At 63.8% G+C, this 24,529-nt stretch carries 22 protein-coding genes and 1 pseudogene; 11 read left to right on the top strand and 12 right to left on the bottom strand.

The window, feature by feature from the left end; genetic code table 11:
• Nucleotides 1-126: 126 nt before the first annotated feature.
• The 5 genes from B9N72_RS16865 (at nucleotide 127) to B9N72_RS16845 (ending at nucleotide 5,145) form a co-directional block, all read left to right on the top strand.
• Nucleotides 127-1,689, top strand: a complete 1,563-nt coding sequence (locus tag B9N72_RS16865; protein WP_085277446.1) for a leucyl aminopeptidase — start codon at nucleotides 127-129, stop codon at nucleotides 1,687-1,689.
• Nucleotides 1,673-2,098 carry a DNA polymerase III subunit chi gene (locus B9N72_RS16860; protein ID WP_234986029.1) on the top strand — a complete coding sequence of 142 codons (426 nt, stop codon included), beginning with the start codon at nucleotides 1,673-1,675 and terminating at the stop codon, nucleotides 2,096-2,098. The genes B9N72_RS16865 and B9N72_RS16860 overlap by 17 nt, the downstream gene beginning before the upstream one ends.
• A 1-nt stretch (nucleotide 2,099) precedes the next feature.
• On the top strand, nucleotides 2,100-3,956 hold the full coding sequence (locus B9N72_RS16855; RefSeq protein WP_085277445.1) for a hypothetical protein: 1,857 nt from the start codon (nucleotides 2,100-2,102) through the stop codon (nucleotides 3,954-3,956).
• Nucleotides 3,956-4,516: a cob(I)yrinic acid a,c-diamide adenosyltransferase gene (locus B9N72_RS16850; protein ID WP_085277444.1), complete on the top strand. Its 561-nt coding sequence runs from the start codon at nucleotides 3,956-3,958 to the stop codon at nucleotides 4,514-4,516. The genes B9N72_RS16855 and B9N72_RS16850 overlap by 1 nt, the downstream gene beginning before the upstream one ends.
• A gap of 62 nt (nucleotides 4,517-4,578) precedes the next feature.
• The gene (locus B9N72_RS16845) at nucleotides 4,579-5,145 is read left to right on the top strand and encodes a thermonuclease family protein (protein ID WP_085277501.1); all 567 of its coding nucleotides are present in this window, start codon (nucleotides 4,579-4,581) and stop codon (nucleotides 5,143-5,145) included.
• A gap of 23 nt (nucleotides 5,146-5,168) precedes the next feature.
• On the opposite strand, the gene B9N72_RS16840 is transcribed toward B9N72_RS16845, so the two are convergent.
• The 5 genes from B9N72_RS16840 to trxB form a co-directional block, all read right to left on the bottom strand.
• Nucleotides 5,169-6,002 (bottom strand): alpha/beta hydrolase, encoded by an 834-nt coding sequence (locus B9N72_RS16840; protein WP_085277443.1) that lies wholly within the window; start codon nucleotides 6,000-6,002, stop codon nucleotides 5,169-5,171.
• Nucleotides 5,999-7,402 (bottom strand): PhoH family protein, encoded by a 1,404-nt coding sequence (locus B9N72_RS16835; protein WP_085277442.1) that lies wholly within the window; start codon nucleotides 7,400-7,402, stop codon nucleotides 5,999-6,001. The genes B9N72_RS16840 and B9N72_RS16835 overlap by 4 nt, the downstream gene beginning before the upstream one ends.
• Nucleotides 7,403-7,457: 55 nt before the next feature.
• Nucleotides 7,458-7,910 carry a peroxiredoxin gene (locus tag B9N72_RS16830; protein WP_085277441.1) on the bottom strand — a complete coding sequence of 151 codons (453 nt, stop codon included), beginning with the start codon at nucleotides 7,908-7,910 and terminating at the stop codon, nucleotides 7,458-7,460.
• Between the two features lie 85 nt (nucleotides 7,911-7,995).
• Nucleotides 7,996-8,559, bottom strand: coding sequence for a Smr/MutS family protein (locus tag B9N72_RS16825; protein ID WP_234986028.1), 564 nt, complete (start codon nucleotides 8,557-8,559; stop codon nucleotides 7,996-7,998).
• Nucleotides 8,560-8,619: 60 nt separating this feature from the next.
• The gene (gene trxB / locus B9N72_RS16820) at nucleotides 8,620-9,573 is read right to left on the bottom strand and encodes a thioredoxin-disulfide reductase (protein ID WP_085277439.1); all 954 of its coding nucleotides are present in this window, start codon (nucleotides 9,571-9,573) and stop codon (nucleotides 8,620-8,622) included.
• 113 nt (nucleotides 9,574-9,686) lie between these two features.
• Between trxB and B9N72_RS16815 the strand changes: the two genes are divergently transcribed.
• Nucleotides 9,687-9,875, top strand: coding sequence for a hypothetical protein (locus tag B9N72_RS16815; RefSeq protein ID WP_085277438.1), 189 nt, complete (start codon nucleotides 9,687-9,689; stop codon nucleotides 9,873-9,875).
• Nucleotides 9,876-9,919: 44 nt separating this feature from the next.
• Complete coding sequence (locus B9N72_RS16810; RefSeq protein WP_085277500.1) at nucleotides 9,920-10,552, top strand: tetratricopeptide repeat protein; 633 nt, start codon at nucleotides 9,920-9,922, stop codon at nucleotides 10,550-10,552.
• Nucleotides 10,553-10,637: 85 nt separating this feature from the next.
• Here B9N72_RS16810 and B9N72_RS16805 read toward each other — a convergent pair whose 3' ends face one another.
• The 6 genes from B9N72_RS16805 to glnE all read right to left on the bottom strand — a co-directional run bounded on the left by B9N72_RS16805 (nucleotide 10,638) and on the right by glnE (nucleotide 17,030).
• Entirely contained in the window at nucleotides 10,638-11,099 is a 462-nt protein-coding gene (locus B9N72_RS16805) for a flagellar hook-length control protein (protein ID WP_085277437.1), read from the bottom strand.
• Nucleotides 11,100-11,213: 114 nt separating this feature from the next.
• Entirely contained in the window at nucleotides 11,214-11,813 is a 600-nt protein-coding gene (locus tag B9N72_RS16800; protein ID WP_085277436.1) for a TetR/AcrR family transcriptional regulator, read from the bottom strand.
• 18 nt (nucleotides 11,814-11,831) lie between these two features.
• Entirely contained in the window at nucleotides 11,832-12,872 is a 1,041-nt protein-coding gene (waaF, locus tag B9N72_RS16795) for a lipopolysaccharide heptosyltransferase II (RefSeq protein ID WP_085277435.1), read from the bottom strand.
• A 207-nt stretch (nucleotides 12,873-13,079) separates the two neighbouring features.
• Nucleotides 13,080-13,283, bottom strand: a complete 204-nt coding sequence (locus tag B9N72_RS16790) for a zinc-finger domain-containing protein (RefSeq protein WP_085277434.1) — start codon at nucleotides 13,281-13,283, stop codon at nucleotides 13,080-13,082.
• A gap of 46 nt (nucleotides 13,284-13,329) precedes the next feature.
• Nucleotides 13,330-14,256, bottom strand: coding sequence for a branched-chain amino acid transaminase (locus B9N72_RS16785; RefSeq protein WP_085277433.1), 927 nt, complete (start codon nucleotides 14,254-14,256; stop codon nucleotides 13,330-13,332).
• A 101-nt stretch (nucleotides 14,257-14,357) separates the two neighbouring features.
• Complete coding sequence (gene glnE, locus B9N72_RS16780; protein ID WP_085277432.1) at nucleotides 14,358-17,030, bottom strand: bifunctional [glutamate--ammonia ligase]-adenylyl-L-tyrosine phosphorylase/[glutamate--ammonia-ligase] adenylyltransferase; 2,673 nt, start codon at nucleotides 17,028-17,030, stop codon at nucleotides 14,358-14,360.
• A gap of 78 nt (nucleotides 17,031-17,108) precedes the next feature.
• Between glnE and B9N72_RS16775 the strand changes: the two genes are divergently transcribed.
• From B9N72_RS16775 to tldD, 3 genes are read left to right on the top strand one after another with little or no spacing between them, the layout of a single operon-like run.
• Complete coding sequence (locus B9N72_RS16775) at nucleotides 17,109-20,933, top strand: YhdP family protein (RefSeq protein WP_085277431.1); 3,825 nt, start codon at nucleotides 17,109-17,111, stop codon at nucleotides 20,931-20,933.
• 2 nt (nucleotides 20,934-20,935) lie between these two features.
• Nucleotides 20,936-21,745 carry a carbon-nitrogen hydrolase family protein gene (locus B9N72_RS16770; protein WP_085277430.1) on the top strand — a complete coding sequence of 270 codons (810 nt, stop codon included), beginning with the start codon at nucleotides 20,936-20,938 and terminating at the stop codon, nucleotides 21,743-21,745.
• 11 nt (nucleotides 21,746-21,756) lie between these two features.
• The gene (gene tldD / locus B9N72_RS16765) at nucleotides 21,757-23,199 is read left to right on the top strand and encodes a metalloprotease TldD (protein ID WP_085277429.1); all 1,443 of its coding nucleotides are present in this window, start codon (nucleotides 21,757-21,759) and stop codon (nucleotides 23,197-23,199) included.
• 176 nt (nucleotides 23,200-23,375) lie between these two features.
• Here tldD and B9N72_RS16760 read toward each other — a convergent pair whose 3' ends face one another.
• Complete coding sequence (locus B9N72_RS16760; RefSeq protein WP_143477855.1) at nucleotides 23,376-24,287, bottom strand: LysR family transcriptional regulator; 912 nt, start codon at nucleotides 24,285-24,287, stop codon at nucleotides 23,376-23,378.
• Between the two features lie 111 nt (nucleotides 24,288-24,398).
• On the opposite strand from B9N72_RS16760, the pseudogene B9N72_RS16755 reads away from it, so the two are divergent.
• Nucleotides 24,399-24,529, top strand: a pseudogene (locus B9N72_RS16755) (muconate cycloisomerase); the annotation flags it as partial.

The raw sequence follows: 24,529 nt of genomic DNA, 5'->3' as shown, positions 1-24,529 counted from the left end.
CCTGTTTGGCAGATTCTGGAGTGGGAGACTATCTGTTTGCGGTCAATGCCTCTATTCTTGGGCGTAACCGGCTGACACACGGTTGGAACAGGCATAATTGACGCACATAATCCATGAGAGTTCACGATGGAATTTAACATAAAAAGCGGTAGCCCGGAAAAACAGCGCGTCGCCTGCGTTATCGTCGGCGTGTTCGAGTCGCGCAAGCTGACCTTCGCCGCGGACCTGCTCGATCGCATTTCCAACGGCTTCATCAGCGATGTGATCCGCCGCGGCGACATGGAGGGAAAGTTGGGCTCCACCCTCATCCTGCATGCGGTGCCGCACACCCTGTGCGACCGGGTGATGCTGGTCGGCTTGGGCAAGGAGCGTGATTTCCGCGCCAAGGAATATCGCGAGGCGATCCGCAGTTCGGTTCGCGCTCTGACCCAGACGTCGGCCAATGAGGCCGTGAGCTATCTGACCGAGCTGACAGTCAAGAAGCATGATGCGGAGTGGATGATCGAACAGGCGACGGTAGTAACGCTCGACACCCTGTATCGTTTCGACCGCTTCAAGACCAAGTCCGAAGACGGTCTGCGCGAACCGCGCAAGCTCACCCTCGCGGTACCGCGTCGCAGCGACTTGGCCGACGGTGAAAAAGGCCTGCAGCGCGGCCTGGCCATCGGCAATGGGATGAATTTCGCCAAGGACCTGGGCAACCTGCCGGGCAACGTATGCACACCGGATTATCTCGCCCGGCAGGCAGAGGAGATGGCCCGTCAGTTCTCGGTCAAAGCTGATATCTATGCTCCCGACGCTATCGAGGCGCTAGGCTTGACCTCCTTCCTGTCAGTGGCCAAGGGCAGCGAGGAAGAGGCGCGTCTGATCGTGCTGTCCTACCAGGGGGGCAAGGCGGACGAGAAGCCGATTGTGCTGGTCGGCAAGGGCATTACATTCGATTCCGGCGGCATTTCGCTCAAGCAAAGCGAAGGCATGGACGAGATGAAGTACGACATGTGCGGTGCCGCCACCGTGCTGGGCGCATTCCGCTCCGCCGTCGAGATGCAGCTGCCGCTGAACCTGATCGCCATCGTTCCCACCTGCGAAAACATGCCGTCGGGCAAGGCCAACAAGCCGGGCGACATCGTGACGACCATGTCCGGTCTGACCGTCGAGATTCTCAACACCGACGCCGAAGGCCGCCTGATCCTGTGTGATGCCCTCACGTTTGCCGAACGCTTCAATCCAGCTCTGGTCATTGACGTCGCCACGCTGACCGGCGCCTGCATAATTGCCTTGGGCAACGTGGCCAGCGGCCTCTACAGCAACCAGGATTCCCTGGCGCGCGAACTGCTGGCGGCGGGCGAAGAAGTGGGTGATCGTGCCTGGCATTTGCCGCTGTGGGACGAGTACCAGGAGGCGATCAAGAGTCCGTTCGCCGACATGACCAATACCGGCGGACGCCCGGGTGGCAGTATTACCGCGGCGTGTTTCCTGTCGCGCTTTGCCAAGTCCTACGATTGGGCTCACATGGATATTGCCGGAACCGCATGGAAGAGCGGAAAGGACAAGGGGGCGACCGGTCGCCCCGTGCCGTTGTTGGTGCAGTTCCTGCAAGACCGCGCCGATATCGCCATCGGCAATGTGGTGCGTCGCGGCCGGCCGCGGCGCGAATCTCACGACCTGGTTGATGATGCCGCGGATTGACTTTTACACCAACGTCGCCGACCCTCAGGCGTTTGCTTGCAGGCTTGCCCAAACGGTATTCCGCAAGGGCGAGCGCCTGCTTGTGTGGTTGGCCGATGAAGGGCAATTGGCGGGCTTCAGCGCCCGGTTGTGGAGCATCGCGGATACCCAGTTCGTGCCGCATTGTCAGTTGGATGCTGGCGAAGCTCCGGAAACGCCGATCTGGCTTACGACGCGCTTGCCGGCTGACCTGGAGCACCCGGTTCTGTTGAACCTGGGGCCGGCGTTGCCGGAGCATCCCGAGCACTTTGCCCGTATTCTGGAAATCGTCGGTTGCGACGAGGCGTCGTTGGCGACAGCACGCGAGCGTTTTCGGTTCTACCGCGCGGCAGCCTACGAGATCGAACATCACGATATGAGCCACCTCTGAGATGAATCCCTCGCAAAACGCATCGCTTCCCGCTGGTCTGGAACTCCCGGTGTTGACCGACGTAGTTGAAGAGGCGGCGCCGCCCGTCCTGACGGATGAGCCCCCCTTCGAGCTGCCTGATTTCGACTTCTCCGGCGAACTGGATGCGATGGTGGCCGCCATGCCGGAAGCAGCCACCATCGAGCTGGAGATTCCTGAGTTACCCCTCGACGATGTGCTGGATGTGGGGCCGGTGCCGGTGAGTACCGAGCCGGTGGTGGATTTTTCAAATCTGCCATCGCTTGATCTGGATGTGGCTGACTTGGACGAGCTGGCGCTGGGCGACGTGCTGCCCGAGTTGCAGAGGGTTGCGCCGGTGCCGCAGGAAAGCGAATCGGTCCCAGTAGGCGATCTGGGTGCGGGCGTCTTTGATTTCATACTGACGCCGCCGGTGGAGGAGCACCCTACGACGACGTCTGTAGAGCCAGCGCCCCTGCATGACAGTGCGTTCGACATACCGGAGCTGACCATGGAATGGTCGGAGCCGGTGGCTGCCCAGGATGGGAAACCCGAGAGTGCCGCCGTTGCCTCTTTGTCCGATGCCGTTGGTTTGGAGGGCTCGGTTTCGATTCCGCTATTGACCGAAGGCGCCCCGGAAGCGGTTGATGCCGGCGCACCGATGGCAGTCCAGGTCAAGGTGCCTGATGGTCTGTCTGGTGACGGGCAAGTGGAGCCGGGCGTTATCGCCGCCGTCGAGCTGGGGGGCGAAGAGGCCGAGCCGGTGGACGCTCCGCTTGCGTCCTGGGCCGAAAATACCGAGGTGGAGTCGACCCAGCACATGGAAACGGCCCCTGAACCGGCTTTGGCTCCGCAGCGTATTGATATCGACAGCTTGCCGACTGGCGTGCTGGGTGGCGGAATTGGCCCCGAGTCATCTTCCTCGTGGGCTGTGACGTACGCTCCATCCGGGGAGGGAGACGCATTGGCCGGCGTTCCGGCCTTGCCGGAGCTGGAAGTCTCGTTCTCGGAAACCACTGAGGTGCATGACCTCCCTGTCGCCGAGAAATCCTCGCTGGATGTCGGCGTTGCCGAGTCGCAGGAGGAGGTTGATGGGGACGCCTGGCTCGAGGAATTCATCAATGGCGGATTGCCCGAGTTCTCTGCGGCGGCAAACGTTGCCGAGGCGGTTCCACCTGCTGCCCACGTGGACGTCGCAGTGAATCTACCGCATGAGAACGGCTTGGAGGGGGCGGTGATTGAGCCGGAAAGGGCTGCTGTCGACCTGCCTGTGTCGGGAGTAGAGGAACCGCTAGCCTCCATGGCGGAGTCGGACGAGCTGTTGTCCGGAGCGAGCGGTGCGTCTGAGGTGGGGATAGACGCGATTTCGCCCGACCCGGCCCCCGTGTCGGATGATGATAGCTCGTCCGTGTTGGACTTGGAGGATGCCGTTGCCGGTGTCTGCGCGGTTGCGGTTGATGCGCCCTCCATGCCGGAGCCCAGCAGCAGTGCGGTAGCAGGGCAGGTGTCGGTTCCTCCGTCGAGTGAGGCGCCGCCGGCCCCTGCCGCGCCGTTGCTGGAGATATCCGAACCGGTTGTCGGTACGGATAAAGCGGTCGAGAAGGACCCTGAACCCTCCTGCGCCGTGGTAGATGAGCAGTCCTTGATCGATTCACTGACGCAGAAGATTCTGCCGCGGATGAAAGTCGAGCTGTCTCTGTGGTTGCAGGACGCACTGGAAATGCAGGCGCGGCAGATGCTGGCCGGCGTGATGCACCAGCTGAAAGAGGACTACGAGATGCTGTTCAACGAAACGCTGCGTGAGAGCCTGCGTCAGGCCATCAGCGAGATCGGTCGTGACGAACGGGACGGGAAGTCGTGATGGGGCATCGGCTGTCACGTATCGTCACCCGCACCGGTGACGATGGAACGACCGGTCTGGGAGACGGTAGCCGGGTAAGCAAGGACGCTACCCGCATCGCGGCCATGGGCGATGTGGACGAACTGAATAGCGTCATCGGCGTGCTGTTGGCCGAAGTGCTGCCGTCTGAGGTGGCGCTCTGGCTGAGCGAGGTGCAGCATGCGCTGTTCGACCTCGGTTCGGAATTGGCTGTGCCCGGCTACAAGGCGCTGCAGCCGGCCCAGGTGCTGGCGCTGGAGGGCAAGGTGACAGAGATGAACGCCGAGTTGCCGATGCTCAAGGAGTTCATCCTTCCTGGCGGTTCGCGTTCTGCCGCGCTGGCTCACCAGGCCCGCTCGGTCTGCCGTCGCGCAGAACGGACGGTGGTGGCGCTGGCTCGTGAGGAGGAGGTCTCGAAAACGGCCCGGCAGTATCTCAATCGCTTGTCTGACGCCCTGTTCGTGCTGGCCCGGCATCTCAACCGTGTGGAGGGCCACCCTGACGTGTTGTGGCAGCCACGCCGGCATGAGAGCGATTGCTGATTGTCGATATGAAGTGGAACGGCCGCAAGGCCGTTTTTGTTTTGTGAAGGGTGTATGTGCAGATGAAAGTGAATCAGCGGCAACTTGGTGCCGTCATGACGTTGCTCTCCGGGGCCTCCACGGCTAAAAAGCTGATCGCGGGTGTCACGCTGCTGTTGGCGGTTGGTGCCTATTTCGCCCAGGCGGATAACGGAGAAATCAGCGGAGTTGTCGTTGGGGTGGCCGATGGCGACACCATCACTGTGCTGGATGCGGCGCAACAGCAGCACAAGATCCGGTTTGCTTTCATCGATGCACCTGAGAAGGCTCAGCCGTATGGGCAGCGTGCCAAGCAGATACTGGCTGCCCGTGTTTATCGCCAGGTGGTAAAGGTGGACGTGGTGGAAAAAGACCGTTATGGCCGGATCGTGGGACGTGTCTGGCAAGGGGCGACCGACGTCAACCTGGCCCAGCTCAAAGAGGGTTACGCCTGGCATTATCGCTTTTATGCCAGCAAGAACCAGTCTGCCGAGGATTTTTCCCGCTACGAGGCGGCTGAACAGCAGGCGCGCGCCCAACGCCTGGGGCTGTGGGAAGGGAGCGCCCCACAAGCACCATGGGAGTTCCGGCGCAGTAAACGCGGCAACTGAGGCCGCTTCGGCCAACCTTGGTATCAATTGGGGGAGGGGTAGGTTTCGGCTTCAGGTTGTGGCCAGTGCCGGTCGAGCCATTCCAGTATGCGATCGGCAACCTGCGGCCAGTGAGCGTCCAGCATCATCATGTGGCCGATGCTCGGCAGAATCTCGGCGGTGCAGTTGAGCCGGGAGGCGGTGGCGACCACGTCGGCAGCCGAGATCAGCCTGTCGTCGGCGGCGCCCAGTACCAGCGCCGGCACCGGCGGCAACGGGCGGATGAACAGCGGGTTGATCAGGGTCATGTCCATGATGGCGCGCTGGCTTTCCTGCTGAGCTTGCCTGGCCATCAGGGCGATGGCCTCGTCGCTGGCGGCAGGAGAAAACAGCATGTCCCGCAACTCGCGCCAGTCGGGTTGATGCATGCCGTTCTGATACAGATTCAACGCAAGAAACTGCGATGGCGCCTGGCTCAGCAAACGGAGGCTGGAGCCGGCGAGCCCGTGTGGAGGAACCGAGGCCAGGAAGACGGCGCCAGGCAGGGCGTGCAGGGCAAGATATTGTTGCAGTACGAAGCCCCCCATCGAGTGGCCGATGACGATCGGGGTGTGGCCGATCTGGCGAATCACCGCCGATAGATTGCGTACATAGTCGTCGATGCTGATGCCGGACAGGTAGTTGCGCCCGCTGCTGCCACCGTGACCCTCCAGGCTGGGTGCCCAGCAATCGTAGCCTTGCTCGGCGAACCAGGTCAGGAAATGCTCTTGCCAGCACCAGGCGGCGGAGAAAGCCCCATGCAAAAACAAAAGGGGCGGCGCATTGCGCGCCACCCCTTTTGCCGCCTCGCGAATGACTTCGAGACGGGGGTGCGTCATAGCACTTCGGCTGCGAAGTCGGCCAGCCTCGAACGCTCGCCACGCTGCAGCGTGATATGGCCCGAGTGCACCCATCCCTTGAAGCGGTCGACGACGTAGGTCAGCCCGGAGCTGCCTTCGGTCAGGTAGGGAGTATCGATCTGCGAGATGTTGCCGAGACAGACCACCTTGGTGCCGGGACCGGCGCGGGTGATCAGCGTCTTCATCTGCTTGGGCGTGAGGTTCTGGGCCTCGTCGATGATCAGGTACTTGTTGAGGAAGGTGCGGCCGCGCATGAAATTGAGGCTCTTCACCTTGATGCGCGAGCGGATCAGGTCACGGGTGGCGGCGCGTCCCCAGTCTCCTCCGTCGTCGTCGCTCTTGTTGAGCACGTCGAGGTTGTCTTCCAGCGCCCCCATCCAGGGGGTCATCTTTTCTTCCTCGGTGCCGGGCAGGAAGCCTATGTCCTCGCCAACCGGCACCGTCACCCGGGTCATGATGATTTCCGAGTAGAGTTTCTGCTCCAGTGTCATGGCGAGCCCGGCTGCCAGTGTCAGCAGGGTCTTGCCGGTGCCCGCCTGGCCCAGCAGGGTGATGAAATCGATATCCGGGTTCATCAGCAGGTTGAGGGCGAAGTTCTGCTCACGGTTGCGCGCCACGATGCCCCAGACGTTGTTTTTCTGATGGCTGAAGTCCTTGAGCGTCTCGAGGGTGGCGGTCTTGCCCTCGATCTTGGTGACCATGGCCAGCAACGGCTGCTCGCCGGTCTGCCAGAGCAACTGGTTGACGTGCATGTCCGGGACGTCCGGCCCCTTGATCTGGTAGTAGCGTCGGTCATGCTCCTGCCACGAGCGTAGGTCTTCGCTGTTGCGATCCCAAAAACTGGCATCGATCTCGCGCGACCCGGTGTACAGCAGGTCGGTGTCTTCCAGCACCTTGTCGTTGAAGTAGTCTTCCGCATCCAGTGCCAGCGCACGCGCCTTGATGCGCATGTTGATGTCTTTGGAGACCAGGATGACGGGGCGTTCAGGATGCAGCTCCTTGAGCGCCATGACGATGCCCAGGATCTGATTGTCGGCTTTGCCGACCGGCAGCGAGGTGGGCAACACGCTGTAAATGGCTTGGGTCTGCAGGATCAGCTTGCCGGAGGCGGCATCTTTGCTTGGCCCGGCCAGCGAGATACCGGCGTCGATGCGTGCCTCGGTGCTGCTGACAATCTCGTTCAGGAAGCGGCTGGCCTGGCGGGCGTTGCGCGCCACTTCGGACATGCCGGTCTTGTGATTGTCGAGTTCTTCGAGGGTGATGATGGGGATGAAAATATCATGCTCTTCGAAGCGGAAGAGGCAGGTCGGGTCGTGCAGCAGTACATTCGTGTCCAGCACAAACAGCTTGGCGATTCTGCTTTTCCTGTGGCTTGTCATGATGAGTCCCCTTGTCTGCGCAGTGCCCGGCCGGGGATGCCGGGCAGGGCTGCGCTCAAAGCGTCTTGACGAACGCCAGCACTTCTTCGGCGTGGCCTGGCACCTTCACGCCACGCCATTCCCGCGCCACGTTACCTTGCGTGTCGATGACGAAAGTGCTGCGCTCAATCCCCCTTACCTGTTTGCCATACATATTCTTCATCTTGATGACAGCGAAGCGGTTGCAGACGACTTCTTCCTGGTCGGCCAGCAATTCGAAGGGTAGTTCCAGCTTGGCCTTGAAGTTTTCATGGGACTTCAGGCTGTCACGCGAGATGCCGACCACTTCGGCTCCGGCTGCGGTGAATTCCGTGTAGAGGTCGCGGAAGGCCATCGATTCGTTGGTGCAGCCGGGAGTGTTGTCCTTGGGGTAGAAGTAGATGACCAGTGGTTTGCCGGCTTCGGCCAACGTGAACGTTTTGCCGGAAGTGGCCGGCAGAGTGAAGTCGGGGCAGCGTTCGCCTTGCATGCGTAGCTCCTGGGTAGGGTGGTAATGACATGGGCCCGCCCTTTTCTTGAAGACTAGCGGAAACCCATGACGCTGGGAAGAGGGGTTACTTGTTTGGTGAGGGAGGGCGGCGTAACAGGACCATCAAGGCGCCGCTGCCACCCTGGCGTTCGTCCGCTTCACAGAAGGCCAGTACCTCGGGGTGGTGTTTAAGCCAGTTGCGCACCATGCGCTTGAGCACCGGTGCGCCTTGCGAGCCGAAGCCCTTGCCGTGGATGATGCGCACGCATTGCCCACGTGTGCTGGCACGGTGCAGGAACAGCGTCAGGGTGTCCTGGGCCTGGTAGCGGTCGAGTCCGTGCAGATCGAGTTCGGCGACAACGGGCCAGTGGCCGCTGCGCAGGCGTTTGAGCGTGGCCGCTGGCATGCCGTTCCGGGCGAAGTTGCGCTCGAGTTCGGCCGGTTCGAACCAGCCGACAGCATGCGCCAGCAACGCCGCTTCCAGTTCCAGGGGAAGCTGGACGTATCGATCTGGCTGACGCGGGCGCGGGCTGGGCTTGGGGGTATACGGCGGCACGCGGTTGCCGTCCTTGACCGGGCGGACGTCGCAAAACAGTTTGCGGAAATCCGGCTCCGGTTCGGGCGGCTTGACCGAAGGCAAAACAGGCAAGGCGGCTTGCCTTGCCTGTTTACGAAACCCCTTCAGCTGTTCCTTGAAGGGCTTCAAGGCTTACTTGCCGTCCAGGAAACGCTCGGCGTCGAGGGCGGCCTGGCAGCCCGATGCTGCGCTGGTGACGGCCTGGCGGTAGATATGGTCCTGCACGTCGCCGGCGGCGAACACACCCGGAACGCTGGTGGCGGTGGCATTGCCCTCGCGGCCGCCCTTGGTGATGATGTAGCCGGTGCTATCCATCTCCAGTTGGCCCTTGAAGATGTCGGTATTCGGCTTGTGGCCGATGGCGATGAAGACGCCGGTCAGGGCGATGTCGCGAGTCGTGCCGTCGGCGGTGTTCTTCAGGCGCGCGCCGGTCACGCCGGAGTCGTCACCCAATACCTCGTCCAGCGTCTGGTTCAGTGCCAGCGTGATCTTGCCTTCCTCGACCTTGTGCATCAGGTGGTTGATCAGAATTTTCTCGGCACGGAAGCTGTCGCGGCGGTGCACCAGGGTCACGTGCTTGGCGATATTGGCGAGGTACAGGGCCTCTTCCACGGCGGTGTTGCCGCCACCGATCACCGCCACGTCCTGATTGCGGTAGAAAAAACCGTCGCAGGTGGCGCAAGCTGACACACCCTTGCCCATGAAGGCCTCTTCCGAGGCCAGGCCCAGGTACTGGGCGGAGGCGCCGGTGGCGATGATTAGTGCGTCGCAAGTGTATTCGCCGGCGTCACCGACCAGGCGGATCGGCTTTTCCTGCAGGTGGGTGGTGTGGATATGGTCGAAGATCATCTCGGTGCCGAAGCGCTCCGCGTGCTGCTGGAAGCGCACCATCAGCTCGGGGCCCTGCACGCCGTCGGCATCCGCCGGCCAGTTGTCCACGTCGGTGGTGGTCATCAGCTGGCCGCCTTGTGCCAGGCCGGTAATCATCACCGGCTTGAGGTTGGCGCGCGCGGCATAGACTGCAGCGGTGTAGCCGGCCGGGCCAGAACCAAGGATGAGAAGAGGGCTGTGGCGAGTCGTGCTCATGGAGATGTTCCTGTTCTTGGGGTGTAGATCAGTATTTTAACAAGTTATGACTGACAGAACCGCTGCCGGAGGTTACAGTCAAAATAGTAGCAAGCAATGTGGGAGATGTGGGCATGGACCCGATTAGTCAAGCCGGTTTGGTGGACGTTGCCACGACGCTGCAAGTGTATTCCTTGAACAAGGTCAGAGAGGTGGCAGCGGATACCGCGCTCTCCTTGATTGAGGGCGCGGTGAACGTTTCCGAGCAGGCGGCATCGGTCAATCCGCCTCATCTGGGACAGAATGTCGATGTCACCGCCTGAGCGGCCAGTGGCGGCTGTCACTTCTTCCGATGGAGGAGGGTGCCGTGCGTTACCTGATGCTGATGTGTTTGTTCGGCCTGAGCCTCTTCGCGCTGGCAGAAGAAAAGCCGGCGATACCGGGGTGGTCTTCCTATGAGGGAGGGGATTACTCTACCGCCCGGAAGCTGTTCGAGGAGGGGGCTCGCGCAGGTGAGCCAGTGGCTGAGTTCAATCTCGCCATGATGTACTGGCACGGACAGGGGGTTTCGCCCAACCGGGACAAGTCGCTTGAGCTGCTGCGTAAATCTGCCGGCCATGGTTTGTCGCGGGCGCAGTACGCGATGGGTCTGTTGTACGAGAACGGGGATGGTGTGCCGCGCTCGCAGCCGGAGGCAACCCGCTGGTTCGACTTGGCTGCGCGACAAGGCTACCGTGATGCCCAGGTCAGCTTGGGCACCCAGTATTATCTGGGGCGCGGCGTAACGCAGGATTACCTGCAGGCGGCCAAGTGGTACAAGGCGGCCGCCGAGCAAGGCGATGTCGGCGCGCAGTATCTACTGGCCAGCCTGTACGAGCACGGCGACGGGGTGGCGCAGGATTTGCGCGAGGCGATTCGCTGGTATGTGGCGGCGGCCCGGCAGGGAGATGTGGCCGCTTCACTCAAGGCGCGGGAACTGGCCCGGCGTTTGACAGAGTGACTGGTGTAGCGTGTGAATGAATACGACGATGGCCCGACACGGATGATGTGTCGGGCCATCGTCTTTTTGTGGTACTGCCGCGTGCTCAGGCAGAAAGGGAAATCCGGTGCGAGCTGGAATCATTGTCTGTGTCGAGCAGCGCTTGGTGCGCCTGATACTGGGTGACGGCCAGTTGAGCCGTGGCGTTCAGCTGCCCAGCAGTGTCCGTCTGGACTGGCCGGGGTGATGGTGGCTCGGGGTTGTCGTCGGGAGAGGTTGCGGCGGCGGATGCCTTTCTGGTGCTCGTCGCCGTGGCGTCGGGTGCGGCGCTGTCGGCCTCGGAGCCGGTGGCCTGATTCACCGTCAACTGGCGGCTGAGCTCGCTCTCGACCTGGGCGATGCTCTCGCTGCGGCGCGGCACGGTGATGCCGGCAGCCCACGCGAGGGGGGCGGGGTCGGCCGAGGTGTCGGGTGTCGACTCGGGGAGAGGGTCACGATCGGCGCGGTAAGCCGCGCTTGGCGCAACGGTGGTGTAGCCAATACTGGCTGTGCTGCCTGCAATGTTCATGTGCGGACCTGCTGCCCAAAGGCGTGATGCTGATATTCTAGCCCAGCTTCCGAGGTATGCCGTAGTAATGATCGCCTGCCCGGGTGGAAAAACGACATAGCCCGTGTAATCCGGTTACTTCGATTGTTCGATCAAAACCAGATCCAGCATACGGTCAGCCAGCTTGTCCACGGACAGCTCCCCATCCTTGCGGTACCACTGGACGGACCAGTGCAGGCTGCCTAGCAGGGTGCGGCGCAGCAGGCGCGTATCCGGCTTGACCAGCCCTGCGGCCGCTGCCTCGTCCAGCACGGCTTGCCACAACGCCTCGTAACGGTCGCGCAGCAGGATCAGCCCCGGCTTGGCAGCCTCGGAGATGCTGCGCCACTCGTACAGCATGACTTCCAGCGCCGCCTGATTGTCGCCGAGCAGCGAGTTCAGGTGAACGTGGAACAGCGCGGACAATTTCTCCCGCGTCGATCCGGCCTTGGCGATGGCCCGCTCCAGTTGCTCGGTGGTGCTGCTGATGCCCAGTGCCATCACGGCAACCAGGATTTCTTCCTTGGTGCGAAAGTGATAGAACAGACTGCCCGACTGCAGGCCAACCGCGTTGCCGAGGTCGCGCACCGTAGTGCGCTCGTAACCCTGGTCGCGGAACAATTTGGCGGCGGCCCGTACCAGTTCCATCCGACGGCTGTTTTCTTCCAGTGGCGTATTCTTTTCCAGTGTGGTCATGTCTTGGGCAGTGTCCGGTTACGTTTCATCGGCCTTGTCCGTCAGCGGCGGCACAAACTGGACGACGGCTTTCCAGGGAATGTCGGGGACGAGCTTCTCGAGGCAGTCGGTATGCCCGTAGGGGCATTGACGCTCGAAACAGGGGCTGCATTCCAGATTCAGCGTGGCGATGGCCGAGCGCGCTGTCAACGGCGGCGTGAAATCCGGGCTGGAGGAGCCGTATAGGGCAACCAGCGGTACATCCAGCGCGGCCGCAACGTGCATCAGGCCGGAGTCGTTGCAGACGGCGACACTGGCCAGGCTGAGCAGGTCGATCGCCTCGTCGAGGCCCGTCTTGCCGCAGAGGTTGACGGCCGTATGCCCTGACAGGGCGGCAATCTCGTCGCCGATCTCCTTGTCCTTGGGGGAGCCGAACAGCCATACCTGGTAGCCGGCCCGAGTGAAGCGCTGGGCCAGTTCGGCAAAGTGCCGGCTCGGCCAGCGCTTGGCCGGGCCGTATTCCGCCCCGGGGCAGAAGGCGGCGATCGGTTTTTGGGTGTCCAGCTGCAGGCGGCTGAGCGCGGCCTCTCGGCCCGCTGCGTCACTGGCGAGCCGGGGGTGGGGAATTGGTCGCACCACCGGCTGGTCTTTGTCTTCGGCCAGGGCGCAAAAGCGTTCGACCATCATCGGCAGCGCCGTTTCGTCCAGCTCGCGCGCGTCGTTGAGCAGCCAGTAGCGCGACTCGCCAAGGAAGCCGGTACGACGCGGGATGCCGGCAAACATCGGTACCAGTGCCGATTTGATCGAATTGGGCAGGACGATGGCCTGGTCGAAACGCTCGCGGGCGAGCAGGCGGCCCACTTGCCAGCGGTCGCGCAGGCGCAGCTGGCCATGGCCGAACGGATTGAGGTGGGCCTTGTGAACCTCGGGCATGCGCGCCAGCAAGGGGAGCGTCCAGCTGGGGGCGAAGACGTGCAGTTCCAGGTCCGGATGGCGTTCGTGCAGGCGCCGGTACAGTGGCTGGGCCATGACGCCGTCGCCCACCCAGGATGGGGCGATCACCAGGATTTTTTTCATCATCGATACAAAGCAAAAAGGTGCGGCAGCGGGCCGCACCCCTAGTATGTCCTTTGTGATAAATCAGAGCCTATTTCAGTAGGTGGGCGAGCCAAAGCAGGTTGAGCGTCACCGGAGCACAGGAACCGGAATGTACACGGAGTACATGAGGATTCCGAGCACCGCTGACGCTCAAGATGCGCAGGCACAGCCGCCTAATGAGATGGGCTCTTAGTGGTGGTGCCCGCTCACCGGGCCAACCAGCTTGTAGCGGGTGCCGCAATATGGGCACAGCGCTTCACCGGTCTTGTGCACCGGCAGGAAGACACGCGGGTGGGCATTCCACTTCACCATGTCCGGCATCGGGCAGTGCAGCGGCAGGTCCTTCTCGGTGACTTCGATCACGCGTTGGGTATTTTCTTTCAGTACGGTCATGCTTGCTTCCTTGCAGGCCGGCCACGGCAAGGGCCGGCCGGGACGTTCATTGTTCGATGTAGGTCAGCCATTCTTCGTGCGCCGGGTCGAGGCCCTTGACGCAGTCGAAGTAGCGCTTCTGGATTTCCGTGGTGATCGGGCCGCGCGTGCCGCTGCCGATGGCGCGGTTGTCCAGCTCGCGGATCGGCGTCACTTCAGCGGCGGTGCCGGTGAAGAAGGCTTCGTCGGCGCTGTAGACTTCATCGCGGGTGATGCGCTTCTCGATCAGTTCCAGGCCCATCTCGCTGGCGATCTGCACCACGGTGTCGCGGGTGATGCCTTCCAGCGCCGAGGTCAGGTCCGGGGTATACAGCTTGCCCTTGCGGATGATGAAGATGTTTTCGCCGGACCCTTCGGCCACGTAGCCTTCGACGTCGAGCAGCAGCGCCTCGTCGTAACCGTCGCGGGTGGCTTCGGTGTTGGCGAGGATGGAGTTCATGTAGTTGCCGTTGGCCTTGGCCTTGCACATCGTGATGTTGACGTGGTGGCGGGTGAAGGACGAGGTCTTGACGCGAATGCCGCGCTCCAGGCCTTCTTCGCCGAGGTAGGCGCCCCACGGCCAGGCGGCCACGATCACGTGCACGTCGCCTACCGGCGGCGCCACGCCCAGCTTGCCCGAGCCGTAGAAGGCCATCGGGCGGAAGTAGCAGGATTTGAGACGGTTGGCGCGCACCACTTCGACGTGGGCGGCGTTGATCTCTTCCTTGGTGAACGGCAGCTTGATGTCGAGGATGTGGGCCGAGCGGAACAGACGGTCGGTGTGGTCCTGCAGACGGAAGATGGCCGGGCCTTTCGGGGTTTCATAGGCACGCACGCCTTCGAACACGCCCATGCCGTAGTGGAGGGTGTGAGTCAGTACGTGGGTGGTGGCATCACGCCAGTCGACCAGTTTGCCGTCGTACCAGATGAAGCCGTCGCGGTCAGCCATGGACATCGTGTTTCTCCGTCTGAAAAGTAGTGTGCGGCAGATTATACCGTCGTCGCCCCGCTTGTGAACCGGCCCGGGTGAAAAACAGCCACGGGCCGGTTTCAGGGCTAGCCGCCCAGCACGGCTTGCCACAAGGCTTGGGCCTGGTGGTAGAAATGCCGCAACTTGTCGTTTACCTCGATCCTGTTGCCGTCGTTGAGGCGGGCGGCGTGCTGCAGGCGACGATAGTGGCGGTAGGCTTCGCGCGCGGCGGCGGCCAGTCCGGCGTCGATCAGGCCGGCATCAGCCGCCACGCCCAGGAGTGCGATGTTGCCGGCGTTGCGGGTCAGAGTCGGCAGTTCGTGGGCATGGGCCAGGATCAGGTATTGCACCAGGAACTCGATGTCGATGATGCCGCCGCGGGCGTGCTTGACGTCGTCTTCCCGGGCCGGGTGCGATTCCAGCATGCGTTGGCGCATGGCCAGCACTTCCTCGCGCAGCACTGCCGGGTCGCGGTGCAGGGTGAGGACGTCGTGACGGATGGCCTCGAAGCGTTCGCCGATGGCAGCATCGCCGGCGACAAAGCGGGCCCGGGTCATGGCCTGGTGCTCCCACACCCAGGCGTCGTGGTGCTGGTATTTCTCGAAGGCTTCCAGCGAGCTGACCAAGAGGCCGCTGGAGCCGTTCGGGCGCAGACGCAGGTCGATGTCGTACAGAATCCCGGCCGAGGTGACGCTGGTGAGCCAGGTCGACATCTTGCGCGTCAGGCGCGAGTAGAGGTCGGCGGCGTCGGGGTGGGGGTCGTCGTGCAGGAAGATGATGTCGAGGTCGGAGGCATAGCCCAGCTCTTTGCCGCCCAGTTTGCCGTAGCCGATGATGGCGAAGCGCGGGACGTCGCGATGCCGTGTCGGCATCTCCAGCCAGGCGTGGCGCAGGGTGGCCTCGAGCACGGTATCGGCCAGCCGGGAGAGCTCGTCGGACAGGGCTTCGACGGTCCACATGCCGGCCAGGTCCTGAGCCACCAGGCGGAAGGTCTGGGTATGCTTGAAATGGCGCAGCGCGTCCATCTTGCCTTCGGTGTCGCCAGGGTTGGCCGAAAGCTGCTCTTCCAGTTGCGCGGCCAGTTGCGGCCAGTCCGGGGTGGCGTAGAGCACCCGGGCGTCCAGCAGTTCGTCGAGCAGGATGGGGTGGCGGGTCAGGTAGTTCGACACCCAGGAGCTGCTGGCGTAAAGCGAGGCCAGGCGCTGCAGCGTCTGCGGGTATTCGGTCAGCAGCGCCAGGTAGGAGGCGCGGCGGCTGATCGTTTCCAGCAGTGTGATGATGCGGGCGAGCGTGACGTCGGGGTGCGGCAGCGCTGCCGCGACCTCGATCAGCGGCGGGATCAGCGCATCGAACTTCTTGCGGTTGGCGAGCGGCATCTGCTGGTAGCGCTGGCTGCCGGCCAGGCTCTTCAGCTGCTGGGCGACGCTGTTGCCATCCTGGTACCCCAGCTGGGCGAGTTGTTCCGGGATGTTGTCGTCGTCGCCAATGTCGCGCCACAGCGGCGTCAGCGGGTGGGCGACGGCGTTTTCGGTCGGCAGGAAGAAGACCTGTTCGAAGTGGCGGGTGATGTGGCGGCGATGGATGTTGAGGGCGTCCATGAACGCCTGCCAGTCGGCAAAGCCCATGCTGCCGGCGATCTTGGCGCGATTTTCCGCCGAGGAGGGCAGCGTCTGGGTTTGCTGGTCGTCCAGGTATTGCAGGCGGTGCTCGAGGTTGCGCAGGAACACATAGCCTTCCATGATCTCGTGCACTGCGTCGGGTTCCAGCAGGCGCATTTCGGCCAGGCGGGCGAGGGTTTCGCGGGTGCTCTTGAGCTGCAGGCTCTTCTCCCGGCCGCCCCGGATCAGCTGGAACACCTGGGCGATGAACTCGGCTTCGCGGATGCCGCCCGGCCCCAGCTTGATGTTGTCGGCCATGTCGCGCCGTGCCACTTCGCGGCGGATCTGCACGTGCAGTTCACGCATCGCGCCGTAGGCGTTGTAGTCGAGGTACTTGCGGTAGACGAAGGGGCGTACCAGTTCGGCCAGGCCGTCGGTATCGCCGGTGAGCGCCTTGGCCTTGATCCACGCGTAGCGTTCCCATTCGCGCCCCTGCGACAGCAGGTAGTTTTCCAGGGCGGCAAAGCTCATCGCCAGCGGGCCGGAGTCGCCGTAGGGGCGCAGGCGCATGTCGACGCGGAACACCTGGCCATCGGGGGTCTGGTCGTTGATGAAGCGGATGATCTGTTTGCCGAGCTGAGTAAAGTACTCGATGTTGCTGATGCGGCGCCCGCCGTTGGTTTCGCCGTTTTCCGGGTAGATGAAGATCAGGTCGATGTCCGAGGAGACATTGAGCTCGCCGCCGCCCAGCTTGCCCATGCCGATGACGATCAGCTCCTGGACCTGACCGCTTTCTTCTCCGATCGGTTGACCATAATGGGAGAGCGCGGCGTGGGCGACGGCCAGCGAGCGCTGCACGGCGAATTCGGCCAGCTCGCTGATGGTGCTGACCACTTCGTCGAGCCCGGCCAGTCCGCCCAGGTCGCGGCTGATCAGGCGAGCCATGACGGCCTGGCGCAGCTGTCGCAGCCGGGACATGAAGAGCTCGGGAGCCAGGGTTGTGGCCCAGTCGGTAAACTCCTCCATTTCCTGCCGGTCAAATGGCATATGCAGCCGGGCGACGAGACGCTCGCGCTGCTCGGGATGCGCATCGAGCAGGCGACGCAGGTAAAGCGAAAAGTTGCAGCTGCTGTCGATGGTGGGGACGGGGTTTGCTGGCATAATGGCTCCGCTGTCTGATCGTTCGGTCCGGTCATTTTTCTCATTGTGTAATGGTTCTCTTTCTTGGAAAAGCGTCGATTGTCTTTTCGCCGGCTGCCGGTGGTCGCGTCCCTCAAATTTGTGCTGCGCTGGGGTGGGGTGCTGCTGGCCGGCGGTACCGCAGTGCTGGCGGCAGCCTTCGCCGCGTTCACTTTCTGGTTCCTGCCTAACCTCGAGCAGTATCGCGCCGAGCTGGCGTCGCTGTTGTCCCGCCAGACCGGACGGGTGGTGACGATCCGGCAACTGCAAGGGCAGTGGGCCGGCGTGGCCCCGCGGCTCGATCTCTACGGCGTCACCATGGCCAATCCACGCGATGGCGCGGCGCTAAGCTTCGAACGCGTCAGCCTGACGCCGGCGTGGCGCAGCCTGCTGGTGTGGTCTCCCCGCTTTGCACACATCGTGGTCGACGGGCCGGTGGTCGACCTGTCGCGCGGGCGTGACGGCGTGATCTACCTGAATGGTTTCGATATTTCCTCCGGTGGCGAGGGGCGGGCCGGCGACGGCAGCGCCGCCAACTGGTGGCTCAACCAGCCTTCGCTGGTGATCAACAATGCGCGGCTGTCGTGGCAGGACGAATTGCTTGGCTTGCCGCGTTTCCGGCTCGACAAGGGGCAGGCCGAATTCAGCAGCGGCTTGTTCGGCCACGGCTTGAAAATCACCGGCCAGCCTTCGGCCGCGCTCGGGCGAGCCATCTCTCTGTCGGCGCAGTGGCGCGGTGACGACGTGCGCGCATGGAAGGAATGGCAAGGCGAGCTGAGGGTCGACTGGCAGGGGGTCAAGGTGAGCCCCTGGTCACGCTATCTGAAACAGTGGGGCGGGGTGCGTTCCGGCGAGGGCGACGGTGTGTTCCAGGTGGCGTTCAGCCAGGGCCGCATCGACCGGCTCAAGGCCAATGTCGCCCTCAAGAATGCGGCCTACGCGCCGATCGATGCCGGCGAGCTCAACGTTCCCAAGCTGGGTGGCCAACTGGAGGTGGTGCGGGATGGCGGCAAGTACCAGATCGAGGCACGTGATCTGACCCTGGCCAGCGCGACGGGGCTGGCTTTCGATCACTCGCGCGTTTCCGGGTTCTGGGCCGAGGATGGCGGCGACCTGAAACTGGACAACGCGTCGCTGACGCATCTGGCGCCGCTGATCCACGCCGTGGGCGCGGACAAATCGCCCTTGTTTGGCAAATTCTCGCCCTCCGGTCAGTTGCACGATGTCAGCGTCAGCTGGCAAGGCCGGCTCGAGGCGCCGGCCAAGTACAGCGTGGCGAGCGGATTCCAGCAGCTGGCCTGGGCCGAGACCGGGCCGGTTCCCGGCGTGGCCGGGGTGACCGGGCAGATACGCTTCGACCAGGCCGGCGGACGCCTGCAACTGGATGCCGGCGCTTCGTCACTGCAGCTGTCGCGGGTGTTTCCGCAGCCGCTCGGTTTCGAGCATCTGAAAGCCGATGTGGAGTGGACCCGTGTGGCCGGCGGTGTCGACGTCGCCTTCCGGCAGCTGAATTTCGGCAACCGCGACCTGCAGGGGTGGCTGTCAGGGAAGTATCGCTATACCGGCCAGGGGGCGGGGCAGATCGATCTCAAGGCCGGTATCGACCGGGTGCGGGCCGTGCGAGTGCCCGACTACCTGCCCTATGCTGCCGGGGCCGACACGATCCGCTGGCTGCGCGCCGCGCTCAAGGACGGTGAGGCGCGCAAGGTGACGCTGCAGCTCAAGGGCAATCTGGACGATTTTCCCTTCAAGGGCGGGCGCAACGGCGAGTTCCTGGTGGAAGCGCAGGTGGAGCATGGCCAGCTCGAGTATCAGCCAGGTTGGCCGAAGCTGGACGACATCGATGCCTTGCTGCGATTCCACAACGAAAAGATGGAGATCGTGTCGCCGCGTGCCACGACGCTGGGCGTGCCGCTGCGTGACGTGAGGGTCGGCATCGCCGATCTCGGCGCCGCCGCACCGGTGCTCGACATCAAGGGACGGGCTCAGGGCGAGCTCGCCAAGCTGCTGGCGTTCACCACGCACAGCCCGGTCGACGGCTGGCTGGGTGGTTTTACCGGGCAGATCCAGGCGACGGGGTCGGCACGGTTCGACCTCACCATTGCGGTACCCCTGTCCGCTGCGCAGACGAGCCGGGTGGCTGGGGACCTGTCGTTCATCGACAACCGGCTGGCCTTCACGCACTGGCCGATTCCCGCCGCCGAGGGTGTGCGTGGTGTGCTGCGCTTCACCGAGAAGGGCGTGCTCAGCAATGGCCTCAGGATGACCGCGCTGGGCGGTCCGTTCACCCTGCGGGCGACGACCGATCCCGCCGGGCGGATGACGTTCCGCATGGACGGAGAGGCCGACTCGGGGCGGGTGCTGCAGGGTTACGTGCCGTTTCTGGCGCCGTACGCCGCCGGTCGTTCCCGCTACAGCGTCAATTTCCAGGTGGGCAAGGGGCTGGAAGGCTTGAATGTGCGCTCGGACCTGGTCGGTACCGCCATCACCGCACCGGCCCCGGCCAGCAAGGCGGCGGGCGAGGCGTGGCCGTTGGCGGTGGAGGTGCTGCCTGCCAAGGTGCCGGCGAGCGGCTGGCAAGTGGGGTTCACTGTCGACAACAAACGCGCTGGCGGTCGGCTGCGGCTGGCCGAGGACGGCGCCCTCAGCGCGGCTCTGATAGCGGTGGGGCGTCCGGTGGCCGACCCGCCGGCCCCGGGACTGACGCTACGCGTGGCGCAGCCGGTGATCGCGCTGAAGCCATGGCAGACCCTGCTCAAGAGCCGGAGTGTCGGCTCGGGAGGCGGGGCGGTCGACTGGCCGTGGCGGATCGAGCTCGATACCGGGCGCCTCGAGGTGGGGGCGCGCCAGTTCTCCGGGGTCTCGGCGCGTCTCGCACGCCAGCCGGGGCAGGCCTTCTGGCACATGAATTTCGGCTCTGACCAGTTGGTCACTGAGGCTGATTACTACCCGCAAGGACAGGGCCGGCTCAAGGCCAGGATCGCCCGGCTGGCCTTGCCGCTGCCGGCCAGCGCCTCGCAGGTGCTGGCGCCGACGGCACAGGGCGAAGACGAGAGCCTGCCCGAGCTGGACGTCGAGGTGGGCAATCTGCTCTATAGTGGCAGAAGCGTCGGCAAGCTCGAACTGCATGCGGTGCAGTCCGGCAAGGATTGGCTCCTCGACCGTTTCGTGCTGCGTTCCGACAGCGGTCTGCTGCAGGGCGCCGCGCGTGCCAGCGACGGTGCCACGCCGCGGGTGGACGTCGACTTCAAGCTCGAATCCGCCAACCTGGGCGAGCTGCTGGGGCGTTTCGGTTACGGCGACACCTTCCGCAAGGGCGAGGGGACGCTGGGCGGCAAGCTGCATTGGCCGGGGGGGCTGACCGATTACGAGTTGTCGCGCTTGTCGGGCGAGATGGCGGTGGATTTCCGTAATGGGCGTTTTGCCAAGGTGAGTCCGGGGGCGGCCCGATTGCTCGGCGTGATCAGCCTGCAATCGCTGCCGCGCCGTATCCGGCTCGATTTTACCGACATGTTCAGCGATGGCTTCGCCTTCGATTCGCTGACCGGCCGTGCCGCCATCAGCAATGGCGTGTTCGCCTCCGATAACGTGGCGATGAACGGACCCGCCGCCGCCGTCGGCATCAAGGGCAAGGTCGACCTGAACAGTGAAACTCAGGACATCCGGGTACGGGTTGAGCCGCGTTTGTCGGAGGGGGTGGCGCTGGCGACAGGGGCGGCGCTGCTGAACCCCTTGGCCGGCGTGGCCGCGCTGGCGGCGCAGAAACTGCTGCAGGACCCCGTCGGCAAGATTTTCTCGGTAGACTACGAGGTGAAGGGGTCGCTCGCCGACCCGGTGGTCAACAAGGTTGGCGCGGCGAGCGCCGGCCAGGAAAAGACAAAATAGCCATGAAGCAAAAATTTACCGCCGCCGCCGTACAGATGGTGTCGGGGACCGATGTTTCGGCCAACCTGGAGGCGGCGGCGCGCCTGGTTGCCGAGGCGGCCGAGCAGGGCGCCCGGTTGGTGGTGCTGCCCGAGTACTTCTGCCTGATGGGCGAGCAGGACAGCGACAAGGTGGCGCACCGCGAAGCGTTCGGCGCCGGACCTATCCAGGCCGCGTTGGCGGCGATGGCGCGCCGCCATGGCGTGTGGCTGGTGGGCGGCACGGTGCCGCTGGAGTGCCCCGAGCCTGACCGGGTGTTCAACAGCACGCTGACCTACAACCCGCAGGGCGAGGTGGTGGCGCGCTACGACAAGATTCACCTGTTCGGGTTTACCGGCACCGGTGAGAGCTACTGCGAATCCAACACCATCCGTCCCGGCACCGAGCCGGTCAAGGTGTCCACGCCGCTGGCCGATATTGCCTACAGCATCTGCTACGATTTGCGCTTTCCCGAACTCTACCGCGGCCTGTCGCCGATCGACGTGATCGTACTGCCGGCCGCCTTCACCGCCACCACCGGCGAGGCGCACTGGGAGCCGCTGATCCGCTCGCGCGCCATCGAGAACCAGTGTTACCTGATCGCCTCGGCGCAGGGCGGCACCCACCAGAACGGCCGCAAGACGCATGGCCAGTCGATGATCGTCGACCCCTGGGGGCGCATCCTGGCTCAGCAGGACAAGGGCGAGGGCGTGGTGCTCGCCGAGATCGACCCTTCCGTTATCCAGTCGGTACGCAGCCGCCTTCCGGCGCTGGCGCACCGCGTACTGCCGTGAAAGATTCCATCATGCAAGACGTCTCCTCTATCGCCCGGGAACTGCTGCTGGCCCCCTCCGGCCTCGACGAGCGCGATCTCGAGCGCACCCTGGCGCGCATGACCGAGCACCAGGTCGACTATGCCGATCTCTATTTCCAGTACACCCGCCACGAGGGTTGGAGCCTGGAGGAGGGCATCGTCAAGTCGGGCAGCTTCAATATCGACCAAGGTGTCGGGGTGCGCGCCGTGGCGGGGGAAAAGACCGCCTTCGCCTATTCCGACGAGATCAACACCGAGGCGCTGATGCGTGCCGCCGACGCGGTGCGCGAGATCGGTCGCAGCGGCGGCAGCGGCTCGGTGGGTTCGGTCTCTCCGCGCAGCAGCCGCGCGCTGTACCCGGCACTCGATCCCTGCGCCAGCCTGGAGGCGGCGGCCAAGGTGGCGCTGCTGGAAAAGGTCGAGAAGCTGGCGCGCGCCATGGACCCGAGCATCATCCAGGTCATGGCGGGTCTGGCCTCCGAGTACGACGTGATCTACCTGGCGCGCCACGACGGCGTACGCGCGGCCGATGTGCGCCCGCTGGTGCGCATGTCGGTGTACGTGATTGCCGAGCAGAACGGCCGGCGCGAGTCCGGCAGCAGCGGTGGCGGCGGCCGGGTCGATCTGTCCCATTTCACCGACGAGGTGGTCGAGCGCTATGTGCGCCAGGCGGTGGATCAGGCCAAGGTCAACCTGCAGGCGCGTCCGGCGCCGGCCGGGCAGATGACCGTGGTGCTCGGGCCGGGCTGGCCGGGGGTGTTGCTGCACGAGGCCATCGGCCACGGGCTGGAGGGCGATTTCAACCGCAAGGGCACCTCGGCGTTCAGCGGTCGCATCGGCCAGCGCGTGGCGTCGGCAGGGGTGACGGTGGTCGACGACGGCACGCTGGCCTCCCGACGCGGTTCGCTCGCCATCGATGACGAGGGCAACCAGACCGAGCGCACCGTGCTGATCGAGGATGGCATCCTCAAGGGCTATATGCAGGACGAGATGAACTCGCGCCTGATGGGCGTGGCACCGACCGGCAACGGCCGGCGTGAGTCTTATGCCCACATTCCGATGCCGCGCATGACCAATACCTACATGCTGGCCGGCCAGCACGATCCGCAGGAGATCATCGCCTCGGTAAAGGACGGCCTGTACGCGGTGAATTTCGGCGGCGGGCAGGTGGATATCACCAGCGGCAAGTTTGTGTTCTCGGCGTCGGAGGCGTGGCGCATCGAGGATGGCAAGCTGAGCTACCCGGTCAAGGGGGCTACGCTGATCGGCAACGGTCCCGACGTGCTGCACTACGTGTCGATGATCGGCAACGATCTGCAACTCGACGCCGGGGTCGGCGTGTGCGGCAAGGAAGGGCAGAGCGTGCCGGTGGGCGTGGGCCAGCCGACACTGCGCATCGACGGCGGCCTCACGGTGGGCGGCACCGGCGGCTGAAGCGTCGAAACTCGGGAATCAACGAGAGGGGGCATCGTGCGATGCCCCCTTTGTCATTGGGACGGGCAGGGGGTGGCGGCAGTCCTGCCGAGATCAGTGTCGTTCGAGGCGGAACATCGCAGTAGCTTTGCGCCATTGGCTGGCCAGGGCATCAAGCCGTTCCGCCGCTTTCGCGGCTAATCTCCTGGGTAGAAGTCGATATTCTGTTCCCGGTACAGGTCGTAAATCATTTCCAGTAATGCCTTGATGTCGTCCGACTCATCCAGCAGGCGGGTGCTGAGGATGATCGGCGACACCAATTGCGGGTCGTCCAGCTCCATGTAGCTGACATCTTCCCGTTTCAACCCTTTCACGCTGCTGGGCACGATGGATACGCCTTCGCCCGCCGCGACCAATCCCAGGGCGATCTGCAGTTCGCGCACCTCGTAAATCGATTTCGGTTCAATCGCCCTGTCGTGAAAAGCCGCGAGGACCTGGTCGGCGAAGCTCGGACGCGGGCTCTTGGGAAAAATGATCACCGTTTCCATCGCCACATCCTTCAGCGACAACACCGGCTTGGCCGACAGCAGGGGGTGCCCCGACGGCAGCGCCACCATCAGGCGCTCATCGCGCAGCAGGATGCGGCGCACGTTGGGGTCCTCGTGGCGGATGCGGCCGAACCCGACGTCGATACGTCCCTCCTTGAGCGCCTGGATCTGCTCCATGGTGGTCATGTCGTGCAGGCTCAGTTCGATCTCGGGAAACCGCGTTCTGAAGCGCCGGATCACCTTGGGCAGCATGCCGTACAGCGTCGACGCCACGAAGCCGATCGACATCTTCCGCTCGATTTTCCCCACCCGCTGGGTCATGGCCGCGAGCTCGGCGGTTTGCGCCAGCAGCTGCTGGGCATGCGCATAGAAGAAGCGCCCGGCCTCCGTCAGCTTCAGTGGTCGGGTATTCCGCTCGAACAACTGCACCCCCAGGTCTTCCTCCAGTTGCTGGATTTGCCGGCTCAGCGGCGGCTGGGCGATGTGGAGGCGTTCGGCGGCGCGGGTGAAATTCAGCTCCTCGGCCACGGCGATGAAATAGCGTAAATGGCGCAGCTCCAAGACCATACCTCCCGGGTATAAAGCTGATACTAAATCGGTGTTGGACGGTGTTAAATCAACTACTTATGCTTTGCATCAGGTCAAACAGATTTACTTCCATATCCTAAAGACATGATCAGATCAATCGAAACCATTCTAGTCGATGTGCCCACCATCCGCCCGCACAAGTTGTCGGTGGCCACCATGAACACCCAGACCCTGGTGCTGGTGCGCGTGCTGTGCGAAGACGGGATCGAGGGCTG

The organism is Pseudogulbenkiania subflava DSM 22618 (assembly GCF_900177275.1).
Taxonomy (GTDB): domain Bacteria; phylum Pseudomonadota; class Gammaproteobacteria; order Burkholderiales; family Chromobacteriaceae; genus Pseudogulbenkiania; species Pseudogulbenkiania subflava.
This window is presented reverse-complemented; position numbering and strand designations above follow the sequence as displayed.

Excerpts from the sequence above, each read along its gene's own strand:
- B9N72_RS16865 (WP_085277446.1), top strand. The coding sequence starts at position 127 with ATGGAATTTAACATAAAAAGCGGTAGCCCGGAAAAACAGCGCGTCGCC.
- B9N72_RS16860 (WP_234986029.1), top strand. The coding sequence starts at position 1,673 with ATGATGCCGCGGATTGACTTTTACACCAACGTCGCCGACCCTCAGGCG.
- B9N72_RS16855 (WP_085277445.1), top strand. The coding sequence starts at position 2,100 with ATGAATCCCTCGCAAAACGCATCGCTTCCCGCTGGTCTGGAACTCCCG.
- B9N72_RS16850 (WP_085277444.1), top strand. The coding sequence starts at position 3,956 with ATGGGGCATCGGCTGTCACGTATCGTCACCCGCACCGGTGACGATGGA.
- B9N72_RS16845 (WP_085277501.1), top strand. The coding sequence starts at position 4,579 with ATGAAAGTGAATCAGCGGCAACTTGGTGCCGTCATGACGTTGCTCTCC.
- B9N72_RS16840 (WP_085277443.1), bottom strand. The coding sequence starts at position 6,002 with ATGACGCACCCCCGTCTCGAAGTCATTCGCGAGGCGGCAAAAGGGGTG.
- B9N72_RS16835 (WP_085277442.1), bottom strand. The coding sequence starts at position 7,402 with ATGACAAGCCACAGGAAAAGCAGAATCGCCAAGCTGTTTGTGCTGGAC.
- B9N72_RS16830 (WP_085277441.1), bottom strand. The coding sequence starts at position 7,910 with ATGCAAGGCGAACGCTGCCCCGACTTCACTCTGCCGGCCACTTCCGGC.
- trxB (WP_085277439.1), bottom strand. The coding sequence starts at position 9,573 with ATGAGCACGACTCGCCACAGCCCTCTTCTCATCCTTGGTTCTGGCCCG.
- B9N72_RS16815 (WP_085277438.1), top strand. The coding sequence starts at position 9,687 with ATGGACCCGATTAGTCAAGCCGGTTTGGTGGACGTTGCCACGACGCTG.
- B9N72_RS16805 (WP_085277437.1), bottom strand. The coding sequence starts at position 11,099 with ATGAACATTGCAGGCAGCACAGCCAGTATTGGCTACACCACCGTTGCG.
- B9N72_RS16800 (WP_085277436.1), bottom strand. The coding sequence starts at position 11,813 with ATGACCACACTGGAAAAGAATACGCCACTGGAAGAAAACAGCCGTCGG.
- waaF (WP_085277435.1), bottom strand. The coding sequence starts at position 12,872 with ATGATGAAAAAAATCCTGGTGATCGCCCCATCCTGGGTGGGCGACGGC.
- B9N72_RS16790 (WP_085277434.1), bottom strand. The coding sequence starts at position 13,283 with ATGACCGTACTGAAAGAAAATACCCAACGCGTGATCGAAGTCACCGAG.
- B9N72_RS16785 (WP_085277433.1), bottom strand. The coding sequence starts at position 14,256 with ATGTCCATGGCTGACCGCGACGGCTTCATCTGGTACGACGGCAAACTG.
- glnE (WP_085277432.1), bottom strand. The coding sequence starts at position 17,030 with ATGCCAGCAAACCCCGTCCCCACCATCGACAGCAGCTGCAACTTTTCG.
- B9N72_RS16770 (WP_085277430.1), top strand. The coding sequence starts at position 20,936 with ATGAAGCAAAAATTTACCGCCGCCGCCGTACAGATGGTGTCGGGGACC.
- tldD (WP_085277429.1), top strand. The coding sequence starts at position 21,757 with ATGCAAGACGTCTCCTCTATCGCCCGGGAACTGCTGCTGGCCCCCTCC.